Below are 17080 nucleotides of genomic sequence, written 5' to 3' on the forward strand. Positions count from 1 at the left end.
GCAATAATAGTATATTAAATCGATAGATTTAATAGTTTAATAAAATTATTTTTCACAACCCAACTGAATAGTTTTTGAAATTTGGGAAGGGTTTAAATGGGGTTATTATATTTCTGACAGCTTTTAGCCAAACGAGTATTACACAATTTTACCGATGCATCTCGCCCTGTATAAAATACCGGATAAGTATTCTGATAAACTCTCCTCCGCATTCGCTGAAATAAAAAATCCACCTGAAAGGCCTTTTTTTCATTTACATTCATCAGGAAGACTTAAGATGATTTGATCCCCCGTATAAATTAGCGTGTGAGGCGGCTAACGTTAGGATGATTTTGGGGGTGGGCTAGCCCTGTGAAATTATTTTAACAAATAAGGCAAGTATATAATCACGGCACATAACACCGCGAAAAAACAAACAATCAACACAGCTCCGGAGGCCAGGTCTTTTACCTGTCCAATTAATGGATCCTGTTCTTTTGTAACCCTATCCGCTAATTTTTCGATGGCTGTATTAAATATCTCCGCCATCCATGCCAGGCCAATCAGTATCAGTGTAATGAGCCATTCTATCTGGCTGACTTTCAGTAGTATGTTGGCCGCGAGGACGGCAATAGCAGCGGCAAGGTGAAAGATCATGTTATGTTCAAATCTAAATGCCAGCGATATTCCCCGTATAGAATATCTATAGCTTTTCAGATGTTCCTTAATTCTGTCCATGTCCGTTAAGTATAATTTTTATCCTATTTAAAAACATGAGCTAAATAAACTATGCAATAACTGGCCAGGCAAACAATGGTTTTTGAGTTTGGCCGGGTAAAAATATCCTGTTTTTCGCACTTGTCACTCACAATGTAACTACCTAATAACCAAAACACAACAGAAACTCCAATGTCCATAAAGTCAAACCGTCCATTGGCAATATGGAAGAGCTGAAGTATTTCTAAACTAACACAAAATATAAGCGGGATAAACATCCCGTCAATTCGCCAATTATTCCGGGTAATGTAATAGGGTTTCGAAGTAAGCGTAATACAAAATACCCAGAGCCCTTCGGGTAAAGAGTAAATTATCATGTTATTCAATGGTAATACCGTCACGATATATGCCTTTAACCTTGCGTAGGTTGCAAGTGAAATCACCCGGATGACGATTTCGTTCACAACAGTCCTGTCTGTTCGATAAAACAGGTAAATAAACAAACTGATGAGCAGCGATATGCAAATAAAAATATACTTCTTTCTCAATTTTTCTGATAAATTAAAAGTTTGAAATAGGATGCTAAGCCCAGATGAACCTCCTTTAAAAGGATAAACTTTTTGATCGCCGCTATTCGATCAATGTAAAAAATCGATCTGAAGTGGAGAACCTTTGAAATCATCTCAAATGCACCATCGATATATTTGAACCAGTTATCGGGTGTAAAATGATTAAGAATAAATACCTGTCCCTGCGGTTTCAACACCCTTAATACTTCTTTCAATAATAGCTCCGGATCATCTACTACCGCAATTACATGGGAGAGCACAACGTAATCGAAATGTTCATTATCAAACAACAGTGATTTACCATCCATCTTAAAAACCTTAATATTTTCGCGCGCCTTTTGGCAGGCGATTTCAAGCATTGCTGCGGATGTATCGATGCCAATTATCTTATGCTTTTTATAGCGATGGAAATGAGCGCCGTTGCCAACACCAATCTCCAGTAAATTACCCTCGGGCAGCAAGTTAATCTCGTTAAATAAAACTTTCTTTTGTGGTTTCAGGAAAACATCTACCAATGGATATAAGAATGAGAATCTGTTGTAAAAGGAATCAGTTTGCTTACCCATCTGAAATTATCTAAACTTTGTTAACGTTATCATTTAATAATTAAAATGCATTCAGTTAACGGCACTCCTCGAGTGTAAGACAAAATTATCAATTTACTTTTCATTTCAAAGTACTTTTAAAAAAAATAATCAATATGATTTTTGCCCCGCCTGATAAGTGATTCAGAAGTACCGATCAACGATATAACACGCTACCACCAGGCAATTAAGGGACGGGGGGCGTATGCGGTTCGCAAACCTGAATGTTTTATTTGAGTAATACCTTAAGCTAAAATTGATTCTTAGTCACAACTTGCATAAGCAAAGGTTTCATTATATTTGCTATCCAGGGTCTCAGATAAAACGCCGCTCCCTAAAAAACACAAGCTTATATTTATGTCACACTCATTTACTGCAAAGGGTAAGGTATCTTCTTTTTTCTCGGTTTTAAAACAGGCTATCAAGGGCCAGGAGGTTGATTTAACATCAATCAGTATAAAAAGGGCAATTGTTTTATTGGCCATACCCATGATGCTGGAAATGGCTATGGAATCTGTTTTTGCACTGGTCGACCTTTATTTTGTAGGCCATTTAAAAAACAGCAGTCACGCAATTCAAACAGTAGGTTTAACCGAATCTGTTTTAACCGTTATATATTCGCTGGCCATAGGTTTAAGTATGGCTGCAACAGCAGTTGTTGCCCGCCGCATTGGCGAAAAAAATCCAGAAGCCGCGTCAAAAGCCGGGATGCAAACCATCATTATAGCCGTGCTTATAAACCTGGGGATAAGTATTTTTGGATTTTTACATGCCCGGGGCCTGCTTTTGATTATGGGCGCTTCGGCAGAAACCGCAGACCATGGTACTCCATTCGTTCGCATTATGATGGGCGGCAGCATCATTATTGTATTGCTGTTTTTAATTAACGGCATTTTCAGAGGGGCCGGCAACGCCGCAATCGCTATGCGTAGTTTATGGCTTGCCAACATTGCAAACATTATTTTATGTCCTATTTTCATCAGGGGGCTTGGGCCAATCCCGGCCTTTGGCTTAACGGGAGCAGCCATAGCCACCAGCATTGGTCGTGGTTTGGGTGTTACATACCAGGTTTATAATTTATTTAATGGCAAAAATGCTTTAAAAATCCGCCTGAGCTATTTTATACCCGATTGGCAACAGATTAAAGCGATTATTAAAATTGCCGCGCCTGGTATTTTGCAATTTGTAATAGCCAGTTGCAGCTGGATATTTTTGGCGCAATTGGTTGCGACAACAGGCGGCGACCACGGCTCTGCAGGGTATCAAACTTCGCTGCGGTTAATGATGTTTTTCCTGTTGCCGGCGTGGGGGTTGAGTAATGCTGCTGCAACTTTGGTGGGGCAAAATTTAGGCGCAGGGCACGTTGACCGCGCCGAACAATTGGTATTTCAAACCATAAAGTATACGGTGGTATTTTTAGGTATCGTAAGCATTTTGTTTTTAACCTGCGGCCATTTGTTTGCTTCGTTTTTTACCGACGATGAGGCTGTAAAAAAAGTGGCTACCCGTTCATTACAAATTTTGAGCGGCGGCTTTATTATTTATGGAATAGGTATGGTATTAACTAGCGCGTTTAATGGTGCCGGTGATACCTGGACACCGACTAAAATCAATGTTTTTACTTTTTGGTTATTCCAAATCCCTTTTGCTTATCTAATGGCAAAGTATTTTGCGATGGGGCCAACCGGCGTTTTTATATCTATCCCTGTGGCCGAAATTGGATTAACCATAGCCGCTTACGTATTATTTAAGCGTGGAAAATGGAAGAAAACCATGGTGTAATGCGTCTGCCCTGAAAGTATCTTTCAATTGTATGTACAAATACCAAAATAAATCTGATATTAGAACCTGTTTTAACCAATTGAACAGCCATTGAAAAGGTGGCCACGTTCCGCAGCTGCCTTGATACTTGATACTGACTACTTGATATTATTATTACATTATGGAAAGAAGAGATTTTATAAAAAACACCGCTGTGGCTTCAGCATTGGTGGCCGCCGCACCGGTAAATAGTTTTGCTATCCTACATAAGGACCTTAAACCCGACGACCAAACCATAGGCCAGGGTGGCTATACTTACAAAGCCGATAAAGGTTGGGCCAAGATTAGTGTAAACAGCCACCCGCTGGCCAATTGCCACGAAATGGTTCAGGATAGTAAAGGCCGGTTAATTATGCTGGGCGATCATACCCAAAATAACATTCTTATTTTTGATAAATCGGGCAAATTGCTTGACTATTGGGGTACGGCTTTGCCGGGCGGCCATGGGCTAACCATCAGCAAGGAAGGGGGCGAAGATTTTCTGCTGCTTACCGATTGCGGCTGGGCGGTTGATAAAACAGGTAACTCGTACGGTCAATCGGGGCAGGTGTTAAAAACCACGGTTGATGGCAAGCTGATATTTGCTATCGGGCACCCACGCACCATTGGTGTTTATAAAGACAATGAGCCTTTTAAACCAACAGAAACCGCGGTAGCACCCAACGGCGATATTTATGTGGCCGATGGTTATGGGTCTGACTATATTATACATTACGATAGCAAGGGGCAGTATATTCGTCATTTTGGCGGGCATAACAACACCAATAAGGATCATAACCTGGTGAATGCCCACGGCATCACGGTTGATACACGGGACAAGAATAACCCAACGCTGGTTTGTACCTCCCGCGAGGAAAACTGCTTTAAAATATTTACTATGGATGGTAAATTCATAAAACGCATTGATATGCCGGGTATGTACGTTTGCCGGGCGGTAATTAACGACCAAAATATTTACGCGGGTGTTTGCTGGAGTAAAGATGCCGGCGGCAACAGGTTTGACTTCTCGGGCTTTGTAACCATATTGGATAAAGAAAATAAAGTGATCTCAAACCCCGGCGGTGCCGCRCCTGTGTACAAGAACGGTGTTTTACAGCCTACTTTACAAGCGCCAGGCCGCATTTTTCAGCACGGGCACGATGTGTGTGTTGATGAGGATAAAAATGTTTATGTATGCCAGTGGAATGCTTATCATACAGCTCCGGTTAAATTAACCAGGGTATAGGATGGGCAGGTGTTAATATAGTTGAATAATATGCCAATATGAATTTATTTTTAGTTGGCCGTTTTTCACAAACTTAGCTGTTTACAAACACCTTAATTAATAAACATTCTATCTGCTATGATTAACATTACTATCAAAACAAAACTGTTGCTGGTTTTTTGTTGTGCGCTTATTTTAAGTGTAACCAACGTAAATGCCCAGGGCATTTCAAAAACGCAGCAACCATTGTCGGTATTGCAGCAAAAATTCGTCGACCTGCGCTTCGGTATGTTCATTCACTTTAATATCCCGACTTACGAAAATGCCGACTGGCCCGATCCTGAAACACCTGCATCAGAATTTAACCCTAAAAAACTGGATTGTGTGCAATGGGCAAAAGCAGCAAAATCGGCCAATATGAGCTATGGTTGCTTAACAACCAAGCACCACAGCGGCTTTTGTATCTGGGATACCAAAAGCACCGATTACAATGTAATGAACAGCCCGTTAAAGCGGGATGTTGTTAAAGAGTATGTTAAGGCTTTTCGCGACCAGGGTTTAAAAGTAATGTTGTATTATTCTATTTTGGATACTCACCACAAGCTGCGCCCCAACATGATACAGCCAAGGCATATCGAAATGATCAAAAAACAGATCACCGAGTTACTTACCAACTACGGCCCGATAGAAGCCCTGATTATTGATGGCTGGGATGCACCATGGTCAAGAATTTCTTATGACGATGTTCCTTTCCAGGAGATTTATCAACTGGTTAAATCGTTACAGCCAAACTGCCTGATGATGGATTTAAACGGCGCCAAATACCCTGGCGATGGTTTATATTACACCGATATCAAAACCTATGAAATGGGTGCCGGCCAGCGTTTATCAAAAGAAACCAATAAAATGCCGGCTTTAGCATGCTTGCCTATCCAGGCTAACTGGTTTTGGAAAACAGATTTCCCAACAACGCCAATCCGCGATGTAAATAAGTTTGTGAACGAAACTTTGATCCCGCTTAATAATGCAAGCTGTAATTTTATACTGAACGTAGCGCCAAATACTGATGGTTTGATGGACGATAACGCGCTTGCCGGTTTAAAGCAAATAGGGCAGCTATGGAAAAATGAAGGCCCGGTAGGCAAATTAGGCGAAACAGGCCCGCCTATTGTATCGCATAACCTGGCCAAGCATGCACCGGCCAACTCAAGCTGGAGCGACGACTCTGAAATTATGGATTTTGCCAACGATGATGATTTTTCCACTGTGTGGCAATCAAACCCAAGGGTTAAAAATCCCTGGTACGAGGTTACCTTAAAACCGGGCCAGGCTTTTAATACCGTGGTGGTATTTGAACGCAAACCCAATATTAAAAAATACAAGCTGGAATACCTTGACGGTACCACCTGGAAAACTTTATTTGAAGGCGAAAATCTTAGCCGCGTTAAAGTAAACCGCTTTGCCCCGGTAAAGGGCGACAAAGTGCGCATGTCTATCCAAACTTACGACGAAGCCCCAAGCATAGCCGAGTTCCAGGTTTATAATGAACCGAAGCTGTAGGCAGATGGGGAGATTTCAGATTACAGATGTGCAGATTGGGGGATAACTTCTATGTCATTGCGGGTACCCATCAGGTAAACCTGATGGGTACCCGCAATGACATGAAAAGAATAATCTGCATATTTGCACATCTGAAATCTGTAATCCCAAAAAATGCACTTCATCTATCCGGCTTTTTTATTTGCATTGCTAACGTTAGCCATCCCGGTAATTATTCACCTGTTCAACTTTCGTAAGTTTCAGAAGGTTAATTTTAGCAATGTTCAGTTTTTAAAAGAAATCCAGGAGCAGCAGTCGTCCCGCCGCAATTTGAAAGAGCGGTTGATATTGGCATCAAGGCTGCTGGCATTAACATTTTTGGTTTTGGCATTCGCAAGGCCGTTTATTCCCGGGCAAAATTCAGGTATTGCAGGCAGGCAAAATGTGGTAAGTGTTTTTGTAGACAATTCATATTCTATGGAAACCCTTAACCGCGAGGGTTCATTACTGGATGATGCCAGGCAAAAAGCTAAAGAGATAGCATCCGCATATAATATAAATGATCGCTTTCAGCTGCTTACGCAGGATTTTGAGGGCAAGCATCAACGCTTGCTCAACCGCGACGAGTTTAATGATGCGGTAGACCAGGTAAAAATTAGCGCGCAAAGCCGTAGTTTACAGCAAATAGTAAGCAGGCAGCAAAGTTTACTGTTAACCCAGCCTGGCGCTGCAAAATCTGCCTATGTTATATCCGATCTGCAAAAAAACATGGCCGCTAAGCCGCTGAAAACGGATAGCAGTATCGCTTATAGTCTTATTCAGCTGAGGGCCGGTAATTTACCCAATATCGCGGTTGATTCTGTTTGGTTGCTCAGTGCTGTCCATCGCCCGGGCGAAAGTGAAAAGCTGGTAGTACGGCTGCACAATTATGCCGATGAAAAAGCGGAGAAAATTCCTTTAAAAGTATTAATTAACGGTGCACAAAAAGCTTTAGGCAGCTATACTGTGGCAGCACGGTCTGTACAAAATGATACGTTGTCGTTTATGGGTTTGCAGGCGGGCTGGCAGCAGGGCGAAGTGCAATTACAGGATAACCCAATCACCTTTGATAATAAGTTTTATTTCAGTTTTAACGTGGCACAACAGATGCCGGTTTTGCTGATTGATGCCGGAACACCAGACCTATACCTGAAAGCTGTTTTTGCAGCCGATCCTTTTTTTAAAACCGTGCACGTACCCGATGGTAATGTGGATTACGCTGCGTTAAGCGCTTATCCCATAATTGTTATAAGCGACGTTAAAGCAATATCTACCGGGTTGGCACAGCAACTAAAAACTTACGTTTCAAAAGGTGGAACCCTGGTAGTTTTTCCCTCGACCAATGCTGATCTTGCTAATTACCGGTCGTTCCTGCAGGGGATGAACGCCGCCTACCCGGAAAAACTGATTACCCAGACAAACAAGGTATTCGGCCTTAACCGGCAAAGCCCGGTATTTAAGGGTGTATTTGAAAGTTTTCCTCAAAATCCCGATTTGCCCGTTGCTAAAAAATATTTCCGGTTAAGCGCTGCCCATGGCGTTGCAGATAACCTGATGACGCTAACCGGGGGCGAAACTTTTTGGGCCGGATATAACAGCGGCAGGGGTAAGGTGTATGTAGCTGCAGTGCCGTTAGATGAAGAATTTAGCAACCTGCCGCGCCATGCGCTTTTTGTACCCATATTGTTCAGGATAGCTTTGCTGAGTGGTCATGACCTGCCATTGTTTTACACTTTGGGGCAGGATGAAACTTTGGAAATTCCGCCGGTGCAAATTGCCGAGAAACAATTGCTTAAATTAAGCAGGGGCGACCAAAGCACCATACCTGATGTAAGGCAGCAGGAGGGGAGCACGTTGTTGTATGTTTCGGATCAATTGCATGAGCCGGGAATTTACACTTTGAAAAAGCAGGATAGCACACTGGCTACACTGGCTTTTAATGATAACAGGAGCGAATCGGATATGAGTTATCTCGACGCTGCGGCGTTAAAACAAATTATGCCAAAGTCAAGCGCCTTAATTACAGGCGGTAACGCCTCATTAAAAGGTATTGTTGCCGAAGCAAATTTAGGCATGCAATTATGGAAACTTTGTATAATTTTGGCATTGATTTTTCTGGCTGCCGAAATTGTGCTCATCAGGTATTTTAAACCCGGTGTTCCGGTGGTAAAACAGCCGGTTTAATCAACAAAAATCCCTTAAAGCAGTGCTAATGAATTTGCTTATCAAATCTGCCACTATCCTTGATCCCGGATCACCCTTTCACCAACAAGTTGCCGATATTTTAATTGAAAATGGACTTATTACCCGCATTGCCGATGATATTGAAGCCGACGCCATGTTGTTTGAAGGCGAAGGCAAATATGTATCACCAGGTTTTTTCGATTTAAACTGCAATATTGGCGAGTTGGGATTGGAAACCAAAGAAGATATTAAATCTGGTACACAGGCAGCCGCCGCAGGTGGCTTTACCGGCCTGGCCATGATGCCAAATACTGCAAACCCGGTACACTCTAAAGCCGAGGTAGAATATCTGATTAACCGGTCGAGAGGGAATCTGGTAGATGTTTATCCCTTAGGCACCATATCACACAAGCGCGAGGGGAAAGACCTTGCCGAAATGTATGATATGTACCTGAGTGGTGCCAAAGCTTTTACCGATGGTAACCGCCCCGTACAGGACGCCGGTTTGATGGAACGTGCTTTACTGTATGCGCAAGGTTTTGATGCGATGGTGTTTTCGTACCCCGAAGATACCGCGATAGCAGGCAAAGCCAAAGTGAATGAAGGCGAAATTAGTACCTTGCTGGGAATGAAAGGGATTCCGTCGCTTGCCGAAGAGCTGATGATTGCCCGCGACCTTTACCTGGCCGAATACACGGTATCTAAAATACACTTCAGTACCATATCGACAGCCCGCTCTGTCGAGCTTATCCGCGAAGCCAAACGCAAAGGCCTCGAGGTTACCTGCGATGTTGCTGCACACCATTTAATACTTACGGATGAAGCCTTGTTAGGCTTTGATAGCCAATACAAGGTAAAGCCACCCCTGCGCACCAAAGATGATGTAAAAGCCCTGATAAAGGGCTTAAAAGATGGCACTATTGATGCTATCGTATCGCAGCATACGCCGCACGAAATTGAATTTAAAGATGTGGAGTTTGAGGTAGCGGCTTATGGCATGGTTGGTTTTCAAACGGCATTGCCGCTGGCTCTTAAGGCAGGTTTGCCTGTTGAAGTGCTGGTAGAAAAACTGGCCATTAATCCGCGCGAGATACTTGGCATTGATGTGCCTGTAATAGCCGAAGGTGAAAAGGCCAACCTGGTGCTTTTTGACATTGATGCAGAGTGGCAGTATAACAGCAAAAGCAATGTGTCAAAATCAATAAACTCGCCTTTTATTGGCGATACTTTAAAAGGAAAAGTGCTGTTAACCTATAACAACAAACAAATATCTAAATAGAAAAATATGATCGATCCAAAAATAGAAACGGCCTTCCAGGCTGCCTTAGAGGCATTTTCTAAATATAACAGCTTTGATGCAACCGTATTAACCGGCGATTTCGGTGATGTTTTTATTTCCGACGAAGATTTCCTGACCAAGGTTGACGCTTTGGACGAAGTATTTGACAATAACCCACAGGTTGAGGTGTTGCGCGAGGTGTTTTTTGATCTGTTAATGATCAACTTTTTTAGCGCCGATGTTAAAAAACTGGAAGAGGATTACCTGGATACCCCGGAGTGGGAAGATATTGAAGAACAAACGCTTGACCGGGGTACCGAGCTGTTAAACCTGCTCTTGTACCTGAACGAGTGTGAAGACGAGGACATTGAGCCCGAGCTGGAAGACTATTTGAAAGAGTTTTTATTGGTTGATGAAGACGAGTTCCAGGACGAATACCGTATTTATGAGCCTATTATAGCTAACCAGATATTGATGGAAAGCCCGGTAGAAGAAATAGCAAATGTAGCCAACAGCTTGCCCGAAGATTCTGAACTGGCCGAACTGTTTTACCCGGTAATGTGCTTTTTTCAAAATATAGATCCATCGCCGGAGGCAAAGGCTATTATAGCCGAAAACGCATTGGAAGCTGATTTCGATATGGCTGTTTTAGAGATCCTGATCAATTTTCAATAGGCAGTTCGGTTGCCTTAATTACATGTAAGCATGAACGAAGAGATAAATAAAAAAATAAAAGTACAAGGATTAATCAACGGGTTGATTTTGGGGGTTGTGTTATCGGTTGTAAGCATCGTTTATTTTTATTTTATGATACTGGTGGCAAAAACGGCTGTTACAGTAACCATCGGTTCGGTGCTGTTTTCATATGTGTTGCCAATAGGGATAGCCATTTTGTTTTGTATGGGTCTCCGGAAAAAAATAGGAGGGGCCTGGAACGTGCGGCAGGCTATTACAGGTATCTTTATCATGTTTTTTGCTTCCTACCTCGTAGTGTTCATTGTTAAAGGCAATATTTTTGCGAAAGTAATAGAGCCCGATATGGTTCAGAAAACTGAAGCTGCGATGATAAACGCGCTAAATAAACTTAAGGTAGAAAACCCGGCAAACGCCAAGGATGTGGATGCTAAAATAAGCGATATGAAAAAGGCTTTAGAAGGTGAAAAAAGCATCACCATAGGGCAGCAAATTCAGTCATTTGGTATAACTATTATATTTCTGTTTGTGTTAGCCCTGGTTTTTGCTGCATTTTTTAAAAATGAACAACAAGTTTATAGCACGGGAACAGGCAGCACGGCAGTGTAACTAATAATTAGATATGACTTTACAGGCCTTTCCTTATCCGGGAAGGCCTGTTTTAATTTGTACTATAATCAATACAGCAACTGAAGTTTCCGGCATGCATATCAAATAAATGTGGAGCAGCGTACCAGATTTCTAAAATATTAGTTAATTTAGGGAAACAAAAAATAAACCTATAATCTCATGGAAGTAAAAAAAGCCAGCCCATCTGCCCCCGCAATAAAATGGGCGTTGATTGGCGTAGTAACATCAATAATACTTACTTACGCCTTCGATTTATCGAATATCGACCCTAACTCAAAATTAAGATGGATAAGCTATATCCCATTTATTGCGTTTTTATGCCTTTCGCAAAAAGAATATCGCAATCAGCTTGGAGGTTATTTAACGTATGGTGAGGGGTTTCAGGCCGGGCTGTTATACTCCGTTTTTATGGGGATACTCGCTGCTATTTTCACTTACCTGTACTTTGCTGTGCTAAGTCCCGAAATGCTTGAAAAAATACTTGCATCGTCAGAGGCACAATTACAAGCAAAAAATATGTCCCAGGATCAAATTGATACAGCCATGTCCATGACACGTAAATTCATGAAACCTGGAATTATGGCTGTTTTTGGCTTGATAGGTACTATAATTATGGGAGTCATCATCGCACTTATTACTGCGGCCATATTCAAAAAAGAGCGCCCTCCGTTTCTGAATGCCGGGTATGATGAACCACAGCCGCTCGATTCAACTGTGTAATATAATGCCAACTGATCTTATAACAATTCAACAGGCCTTTTCTGAAAAAGAAAGGCCTGTTTTGCTTTCCCGGCTATGCAGAATGCTATTGTGGTGTATCGCGGGTAATGCAGACAGGGCTTATTATCGTGATTAGGTAAACGTTTGTTAGCAACATAAAAGCGCCGGTTATTATACCGGTTTTTTTGGAGCCGTTTTGATATAACGTACAAATGATTTTTAATGTTCTGCCTAAGCCCGGTTAAGTGCTATACAAAATTGCATAGATCCAAAGCAAGTCGTTCGACTGTATGCTAATATTGTATCCTAATATAGACAGTTTATGTACTTAAAATAAAAATAACAGTTCAGTGATTTGCTGTTTTTCGCCGGCGGCTTATTTTTTTTGACTAAATCAACCTCGTTTTCCCGAATGATCCTTTGTTGATGTATCGGAAGTTTGAATCCAAGAGCGCGTCTTTTTGTTTTTTGGCGTTCTTTTTGTAAAAGAGCAAAAGAAGTAAATTGAAAGCGAAGATGGTAAGTGTAATTGGTCGGGTATCTAAAGGAGAATTCAACCAATTGATTATTTTAATTTCATAACTATAAAACAATTTTCATTTGTCGAAACAATTTGCTTTTTTTTAAGTTATAGGTGATTATAAAGGCTTTTATAACGCCCTAAAAAACAACAACAAAACAACTATGAATTACTCTACATTAAAGAAAACAGTCGCATTATCATTTGCGTCTTTGATGGTTGTAGGTATGGCTACTGCTCAAACCGATTCCACCAAAACAGCAACTACTACAATGTCTTCTGAGACTTCTACTGCCAAGGTATTTGGTGGTATTGGCCAGTACAACACATTCAGTATTGGCGTTAGCGCCGGTATCACTGATGGGCTTGTTCCGTTTACCATTAACACTACCAACAAGTTTAAAGCTGATTTGGGTTATGGTGTATATTTAAGGCAACAACTATCTCACACCTTTAGCTTACAATTGGATTATTTAGGTGGTAAAGTAACAGGCGTTGATGAAGAAGGTAAACCGAAGTTTGGTTACACCGGATACAAAACTTCGTTTAATTCGGCGGCGCTTAGTGCTGTATTTAACATCGCAAGCGTTAGCTTCCTGCATCGTAAAAACAGTGTTAACTTTTATGGCTCTGCAGGTTTAGGTTTAGACTTGTACAAAATTAAAGAAAATACAACCGACGCCGGCGTTGTTAACACTTTGCCTTTTGGCGATAAAACAGTAAAAGAACTATTTGCTCCGGTTGGCGTTGGTGTAAAGTTCAGACTGTCTGACGCGGTAGCCTTAAATTTAGGTTACACCGTTAGCTTTGTACAAGGTTACAACTTTGGTGGTATTCATACCTATCCGCAGTTTAGCCATTACTCTTATACCTATGGTGGTTTAGAGTATACTTTTGGCCCTAAATCAAAACAAAACTTAACATGGGTTAACCCGGTTGCACAAATGTATGACGAATTGTACGATGCAGCCTTACGCCAGGAAGTTGAAGCTTTAAAAGGCCGTGTAACCAATGTTGAAACTGCGGTTAGCGACCTGAAAAAAGATTCAGATGGCGATGGTGTTGCTGATCAGTTTGACAAATGCCCAGGTACCGCCGCAGGCAGTGTAGTTGATGGTTCTGGTTGCGTTATCGTATTCCCTAAACCAGATTCAACGTTGGGTGGTGGCAAAGTGGTTGGTACCGCTTACTCAAACATCCAGTTTGAATTTGACAGTTCGGTATTGCGCACTTCATCTTACCCTGTATTAGATGCTACATCTGCCGATTTGCGTGCATCTGGTGCTAAAGTTGAGGTTGATGGCTTTGCTTCATCTGAGGGCACAGCTGCTCACAATCTTTCTTTATCAAAAGATCGTGCTAATTCGGTAAAAACTTACCTGGTTAACTCTGGTGTTGATGCCAAGAAAGTAAAAATTAAAGGCTATGGCGAAACTCAGCCAATTGCTGATAACTCAACAGAAGATGGTCGTGTATTAAACCGTCGCGTTCAGTTCAAAAAGTAATAATCTTTAATAAAATATTATTTGCGAAAGCCCCGGATAACCCGGGGCTTTTTTGCGTTTAACAAATTTCTTTAAATTAAGGCCTAACGATTATTAATCGGACGTAAAAGAATACTGCTTATTTTAATTTTTGCGACGATAATCTTTCAATTAACTGCGTATCTACTCGCTCGGTTGTGAATTCTTCAACCGGCCATTTGCTTTCAATGGTTTTTATAAGTAGTTCAGTCGCTTTTTGTCCTATCTGGAATGCAGGCTGGCGGACTACCGTGAGCGGCGGATCAAATAAATCAACAACATCCGAATTGGTAAAGCCGGCCAGGGCCAAATCATCCGGTACTTTTACCCCCAGTTTTTTTAAAATCGACATACAATTAATGGTCAACCTATCGCTGCCAATAAAAATGGCTTCGGGCCGGTCATCCATAGCTAACAAAGCTGTTACAGCAAATTCAATTTCATCATAAATCATCCCGCCATGCTCACAATTTTTTAAATAGCCAGGTTTAAATTCGATGCCGTGCTTATCCAGGGCCGATTTAAAACCATTAAGTCTTTCAACCGTAATTGATAAGTTATTTGAATTGGTTAGGTGCGCTATTTTGTTAAACCCAGATTTTATCAAAAGCTCCGTAGCATTAAATGCTCCCTTAAAATTATCAGCAACTACCCTATGTGTATTAATATCTGCGGCTATTCTGTCAAAAAATACAATAGGGAAGCCTTTTTCATGAAGATATTTATACTGCGATGTATCGGTTGTTTGGGCAGATAAGGAAACAAGTAACCCATCAACATGCCTTGAAAGCAAATGCTGTACGTTAACTGTTTCCCTGTCAAAAGATTCGTGGGTTTGTGTAATAATAACATGGTAACCAAGGTTATACGCAATAGACTCGATTCCATTAATGGCCTGCGAGAAATAGTCATTGGCTACCTCGCACACCACAACACCAATAGAATGGCTTTTTTGATCTTTCAAACTTAAGGCTATAGGGTTAGGGCGGTAATTCACTTTCTCTGCATATTCCTGGACAAGTTTTTTGGTTTCAGCGCCAATTTCGTAGCTGCCCTTTAATGCCCTTGATACTGTGGATGTTGAAACACCCAAAGCCTTTGCAATGTCCTTAATGGTATAAGATTCAAACATAATTTGGTTCTCTGATCGTGCAAATTACAGCAAGATCAAACGTTTGCAAATATTAAGAAATTATTTTACCACTAAGTTATCGTAAAAACCGGGATTTTGTCGTGTTCACCCATGTCTTCAAAAATTACGCAAACGTTACTGGGAACGATTGCGTGGTTTTAGTTGGTCAAATGTTTTTTTTTATAGCCGAGAGCCATTAATCTTGTTTAAGATTTAAAATCTCGCAGTCAGCAGCATTGATCTAAATAGAATTATACTGCGTTTAACTTTTACCGGCCTTTAAATACGGCAAGAACGCAGTATATGCCGCAGGCCGCCCCTGGTTTTACAACGAATAAGTAGATGGCCGGAAGCTGCGTCGGAATTCGAAAATTTTAACGCTGCAAATGACCTGGTACGCCGGGTGACCGATCACACTTTATAAAAACAAAAATAAATTATAAATACCCCAATCAAACAAAACATGATACTTTCAAAGTATAACCTTAAAAGAATAAACAAAACTGCAATTGAACTACCGGCTGAGCATCTTTTTGAACTGCCGGAAAAAGTACTGCAATTTGGCACCGGCGTATTATTAAGGGGGTTGCCTGATTACTATATTGATAAGGCCAACAGGGCAGGGGTTTTTAATGGAAGGGTAGTGGTCGTCAAGTCCACGGATACCGGGACGGTTGATGATTTTGACAAGCAGGATAATTTATACACCATTTACTCAAAAGGGATTGTTAACGGCCAACAGGTAAGCGAGCAGGTAATTTCGTCGGCCATAAGCAGGGTGCTTTCTGCAGCTAATGAGTGGGACGAGATTTTGGACGTTGCCAGGAACCCCAAATTAAAAGTGATCATATCAAACACCACCGAAGTGGGCATTAAGCTGGTAAAAGAAGATGTACGTAAACACCCGCCGGCTTCATTTCCGGGCAAACTATTGGCTGTTTTGTATGAGCGTTATATGGCCTTTAAAGGCAGTGCCGATAGTGGCCTGGTAATTATTCCAACCGAGCTTATTGTTGATAACGGTAAAAAACTGGAGGCCATTATATTAGAATTGGCCCATCTAAACAAATTGGAGCCCGACTTTATGGATTGGCTGGAAAGTAGTAATAGTTTCTGTAATTCATTGGTTGACAGGATTGTGCCTGGTCGGCCGGATAGTGCATCGAAAGATGAATTGGAGAGCAAGAATGGCTATACCGATAATCTTGGCATTATGGCCGAAACCTATAGCTTGTGGGCCATAGAGGGCGATGATAAAATAAAAGAAGTATTATCATTTGGCCAGGTGGATGAAGGTGTGGTAATAACACCTGATATTGAATTATTCAGAGAGTTAAAGTTAAGGCTGCTGAATGGTACACATACCTTGTGCTGTGCTTTTGCTTACCTATCGGGATTTAAAACGGTTAAAGATGCAATGGGCGATGTGCAGTTTACAAAGTTTATCACGCAGCTGGTATTTGATGAGATAAGGCCGGCCATCCCCTATGAAATTGACGATGAAGTAGCCGCCGATTTTGGAAACAAGGTGTTGGATAGGTTCCGCAATCCGTATATCCGGCATGAGTGGTTAAGTATCTCGGTGCAATACTCCACCAAAATTAAAATGCGGGTTATTCCGTTATTATTAAACTATTATAAATTAAAAAATGCAGCTCCGGTATGTATGGCGCTTGGCTTTGCAGCCTTTATCCGTTTTATGCATGTTGAAGCAGGTGATGAAGGGCAATATATCGGTACCATCAACAATGAGGAATATAAAGTTACAGATAGCCAGGCTACCTATTTTGCAAAGATTTGGGAAAACCCGGATATCGATGCTGTAATTCAAAATATATTAAAAAATAAAGACCTGTGGGATGCCGACTTAGACATTTTACCAGGTTTTACCGAAGCGGTGACAGAACAATTTAACCGCATTAACAGAGGATAAAGACATCGCCGTAC

14 protein-coding genes are annotated in these 17080 nt (G+C 41.4%); 10 read left to right on the plus strand and 4 right to left on the minus strand.

Annotated features, from left to right (window positions below; translation table 11 throughout):
• Positions 1–357: 357 nt before the first annotated feature.
• The 3 genes from AC1DU2_RS11150 to AC1DU2_RS11160 are packed head-to-tail and all read right to left on the minus strand — an operon-like array spanning position 358 to position 1831.
• Complete coding sequence (locus AC1DU2_RS11150) at positions 358–717, minus strand: diacylglycerol kinase family protein (RefSeq protein ID WP_477384395.1); 360 nt, start codon at positions 715–717, stop codon at positions 358–360.
• A 23-nt stretch (positions 718–740) separates the two neighbouring features.
• Entirely contained in the window at positions 741–1244 is a 504-nt protein-coding gene (locus AC1DU2_RS11155) for a hypothetical protein (protein ID WP_477364105.1), read from the minus strand.
• Positions 1241–1831, minus strand: a complete 591-nt coding sequence (locus tag AC1DU2_RS11160; protein ID WP_477384397.1) for a class I SAM-dependent methyltransferase — start codon at positions 1829–1831, stop codon at positions 1241–1243. The genes AC1DU2_RS11155 and AC1DU2_RS11160 overlap by 4 nt, the downstream gene beginning before the upstream one ends.
• Positions 1832–2206: 375 nt before the next feature.
• Between AC1DU2_RS11160 and AC1DU2_RS11165 the strand changes: the two genes are divergently transcribed.
• The 9 genes from AC1DU2_RS11165 to AC1DU2_RS11205 all read left to right on the plus strand — a co-directional run bounded on the left by AC1DU2_RS11165 (position 2207) and on the right by AC1DU2_RS11205 (position 13983).
• Positions 2207–3631, plus strand: coding sequence for an MATE family efflux transporter (locus AC1DU2_RS11165; RefSeq protein WP_477384399.1), 1425 nt, complete (start codon positions 2207–2209; stop codon positions 3629–3631).
• 160 nt (positions 3632–3791) lie between these two features.
• Entirely contained in the window at positions 3792–4895 is a 1104-nt protein-coding gene (locus AC1DU2_RS11170) for a twin-arginine translocation signal domain-containing protein (protein WP_477384401.1), read from the plus strand.
• Between the two features lie 117 nt (positions 4896–5012).
• Positions 5013–6434 (plus strand): alpha-L-fucosidase, encoded by a 1422-nt coding sequence (locus tag AC1DU2_RS11175; protein WP_477364117.1) that lies wholly within the window; start codon positions 5013–5015, stop codon positions 6432–6434.
• A 153-nt stretch (positions 6435–6587) separates the two neighbouring features.
• On the plus strand, positions 6588–8636 hold the full coding sequence (locus AC1DU2_RS11180) for a BatA domain-containing protein (protein WP_477384403.1): 2049 nt from the start codon (positions 6588–6590) through the stop codon (positions 8634–8636).
• Between the two features lie 28 nt (positions 8637–8664).
• Complete coding sequence (locus AC1DU2_RS11185; RefSeq protein ID WP_477384405.1) at positions 8665–9915, plus strand: dihydroorotase; 1251 nt, start codon at positions 8665–8667, stop codon at positions 9913–9915.
• 6 nt (positions 9916–9921) lie between these two features.
• Positions 9922–10590 carry a hypothetical protein gene (locus tag AC1DU2_RS11190; protein ID WP_147051962.1) on the plus strand — a complete coding sequence of 223 codons (669 nt, stop codon included), beginning with the start codon at positions 9922–9924 and terminating at the stop codon, positions 10588–10590.
• A gap of 30 nt (positions 10591–10620) precedes the next feature.
• Positions 10621–11217 (plus strand): DUF4199 domain-containing protein, encoded by a 597-nt coding sequence (locus tag AC1DU2_RS11195; RefSeq protein WP_477384408.1) that lies wholly within the window; start codon positions 10621–10623, stop codon positions 11215–11217.
• 180 nt (positions 11218–11397) lie between these two features.
• Complete coding sequence (locus AC1DU2_RS11200) at positions 11398–11958, plus strand: DUF4199 domain-containing protein (protein ID WP_477384410.1); 561 nt, start codon at positions 11398–11400, stop codon at positions 11956–11958.
• A 684-nt stretch (positions 11959–12642) separates the two neighbouring features.
• Entirely contained in the window at positions 12643–13983 is a 1341-nt protein-coding gene (locus tag AC1DU2_RS11205) for an OmpA family protein (RefSeq protein ID WP_477364136.1), read from the plus strand.
• A gap of 118 nt (positions 13984–14101) precedes the next feature.
• On the opposite strand, the gene AC1DU2_RS11210 is transcribed toward AC1DU2_RS11205, so the two are convergent.
• A complete protein-coding gene (locus AC1DU2_RS11210; RefSeq protein ID WP_477384412.1) occupies positions 14102–15133 on the minus strand; it encodes a LacI family DNA-binding transcriptional regulator in 1032 nt (343 codons plus the stop codon).
• 463 nt (positions 15134–15596) lie between these two features.
• Between AC1DU2_RS11210 and AC1DU2_RS11215 the strand changes: the two genes are divergently transcribed.
• Positions 15597–17066, plus strand: a complete 1470-nt coding sequence (locus AC1DU2_RS11215; RefSeq protein WP_477384414.1) for a tagaturonate reductase — start codon at positions 15597–15599, stop codon at positions 17064–17066.
• Positions 17067–17080: the final 14 nt, after the last annotated feature.

The organism is Mucilaginibacter sp. P4_C11 (genome assembly GCF_056402115.1).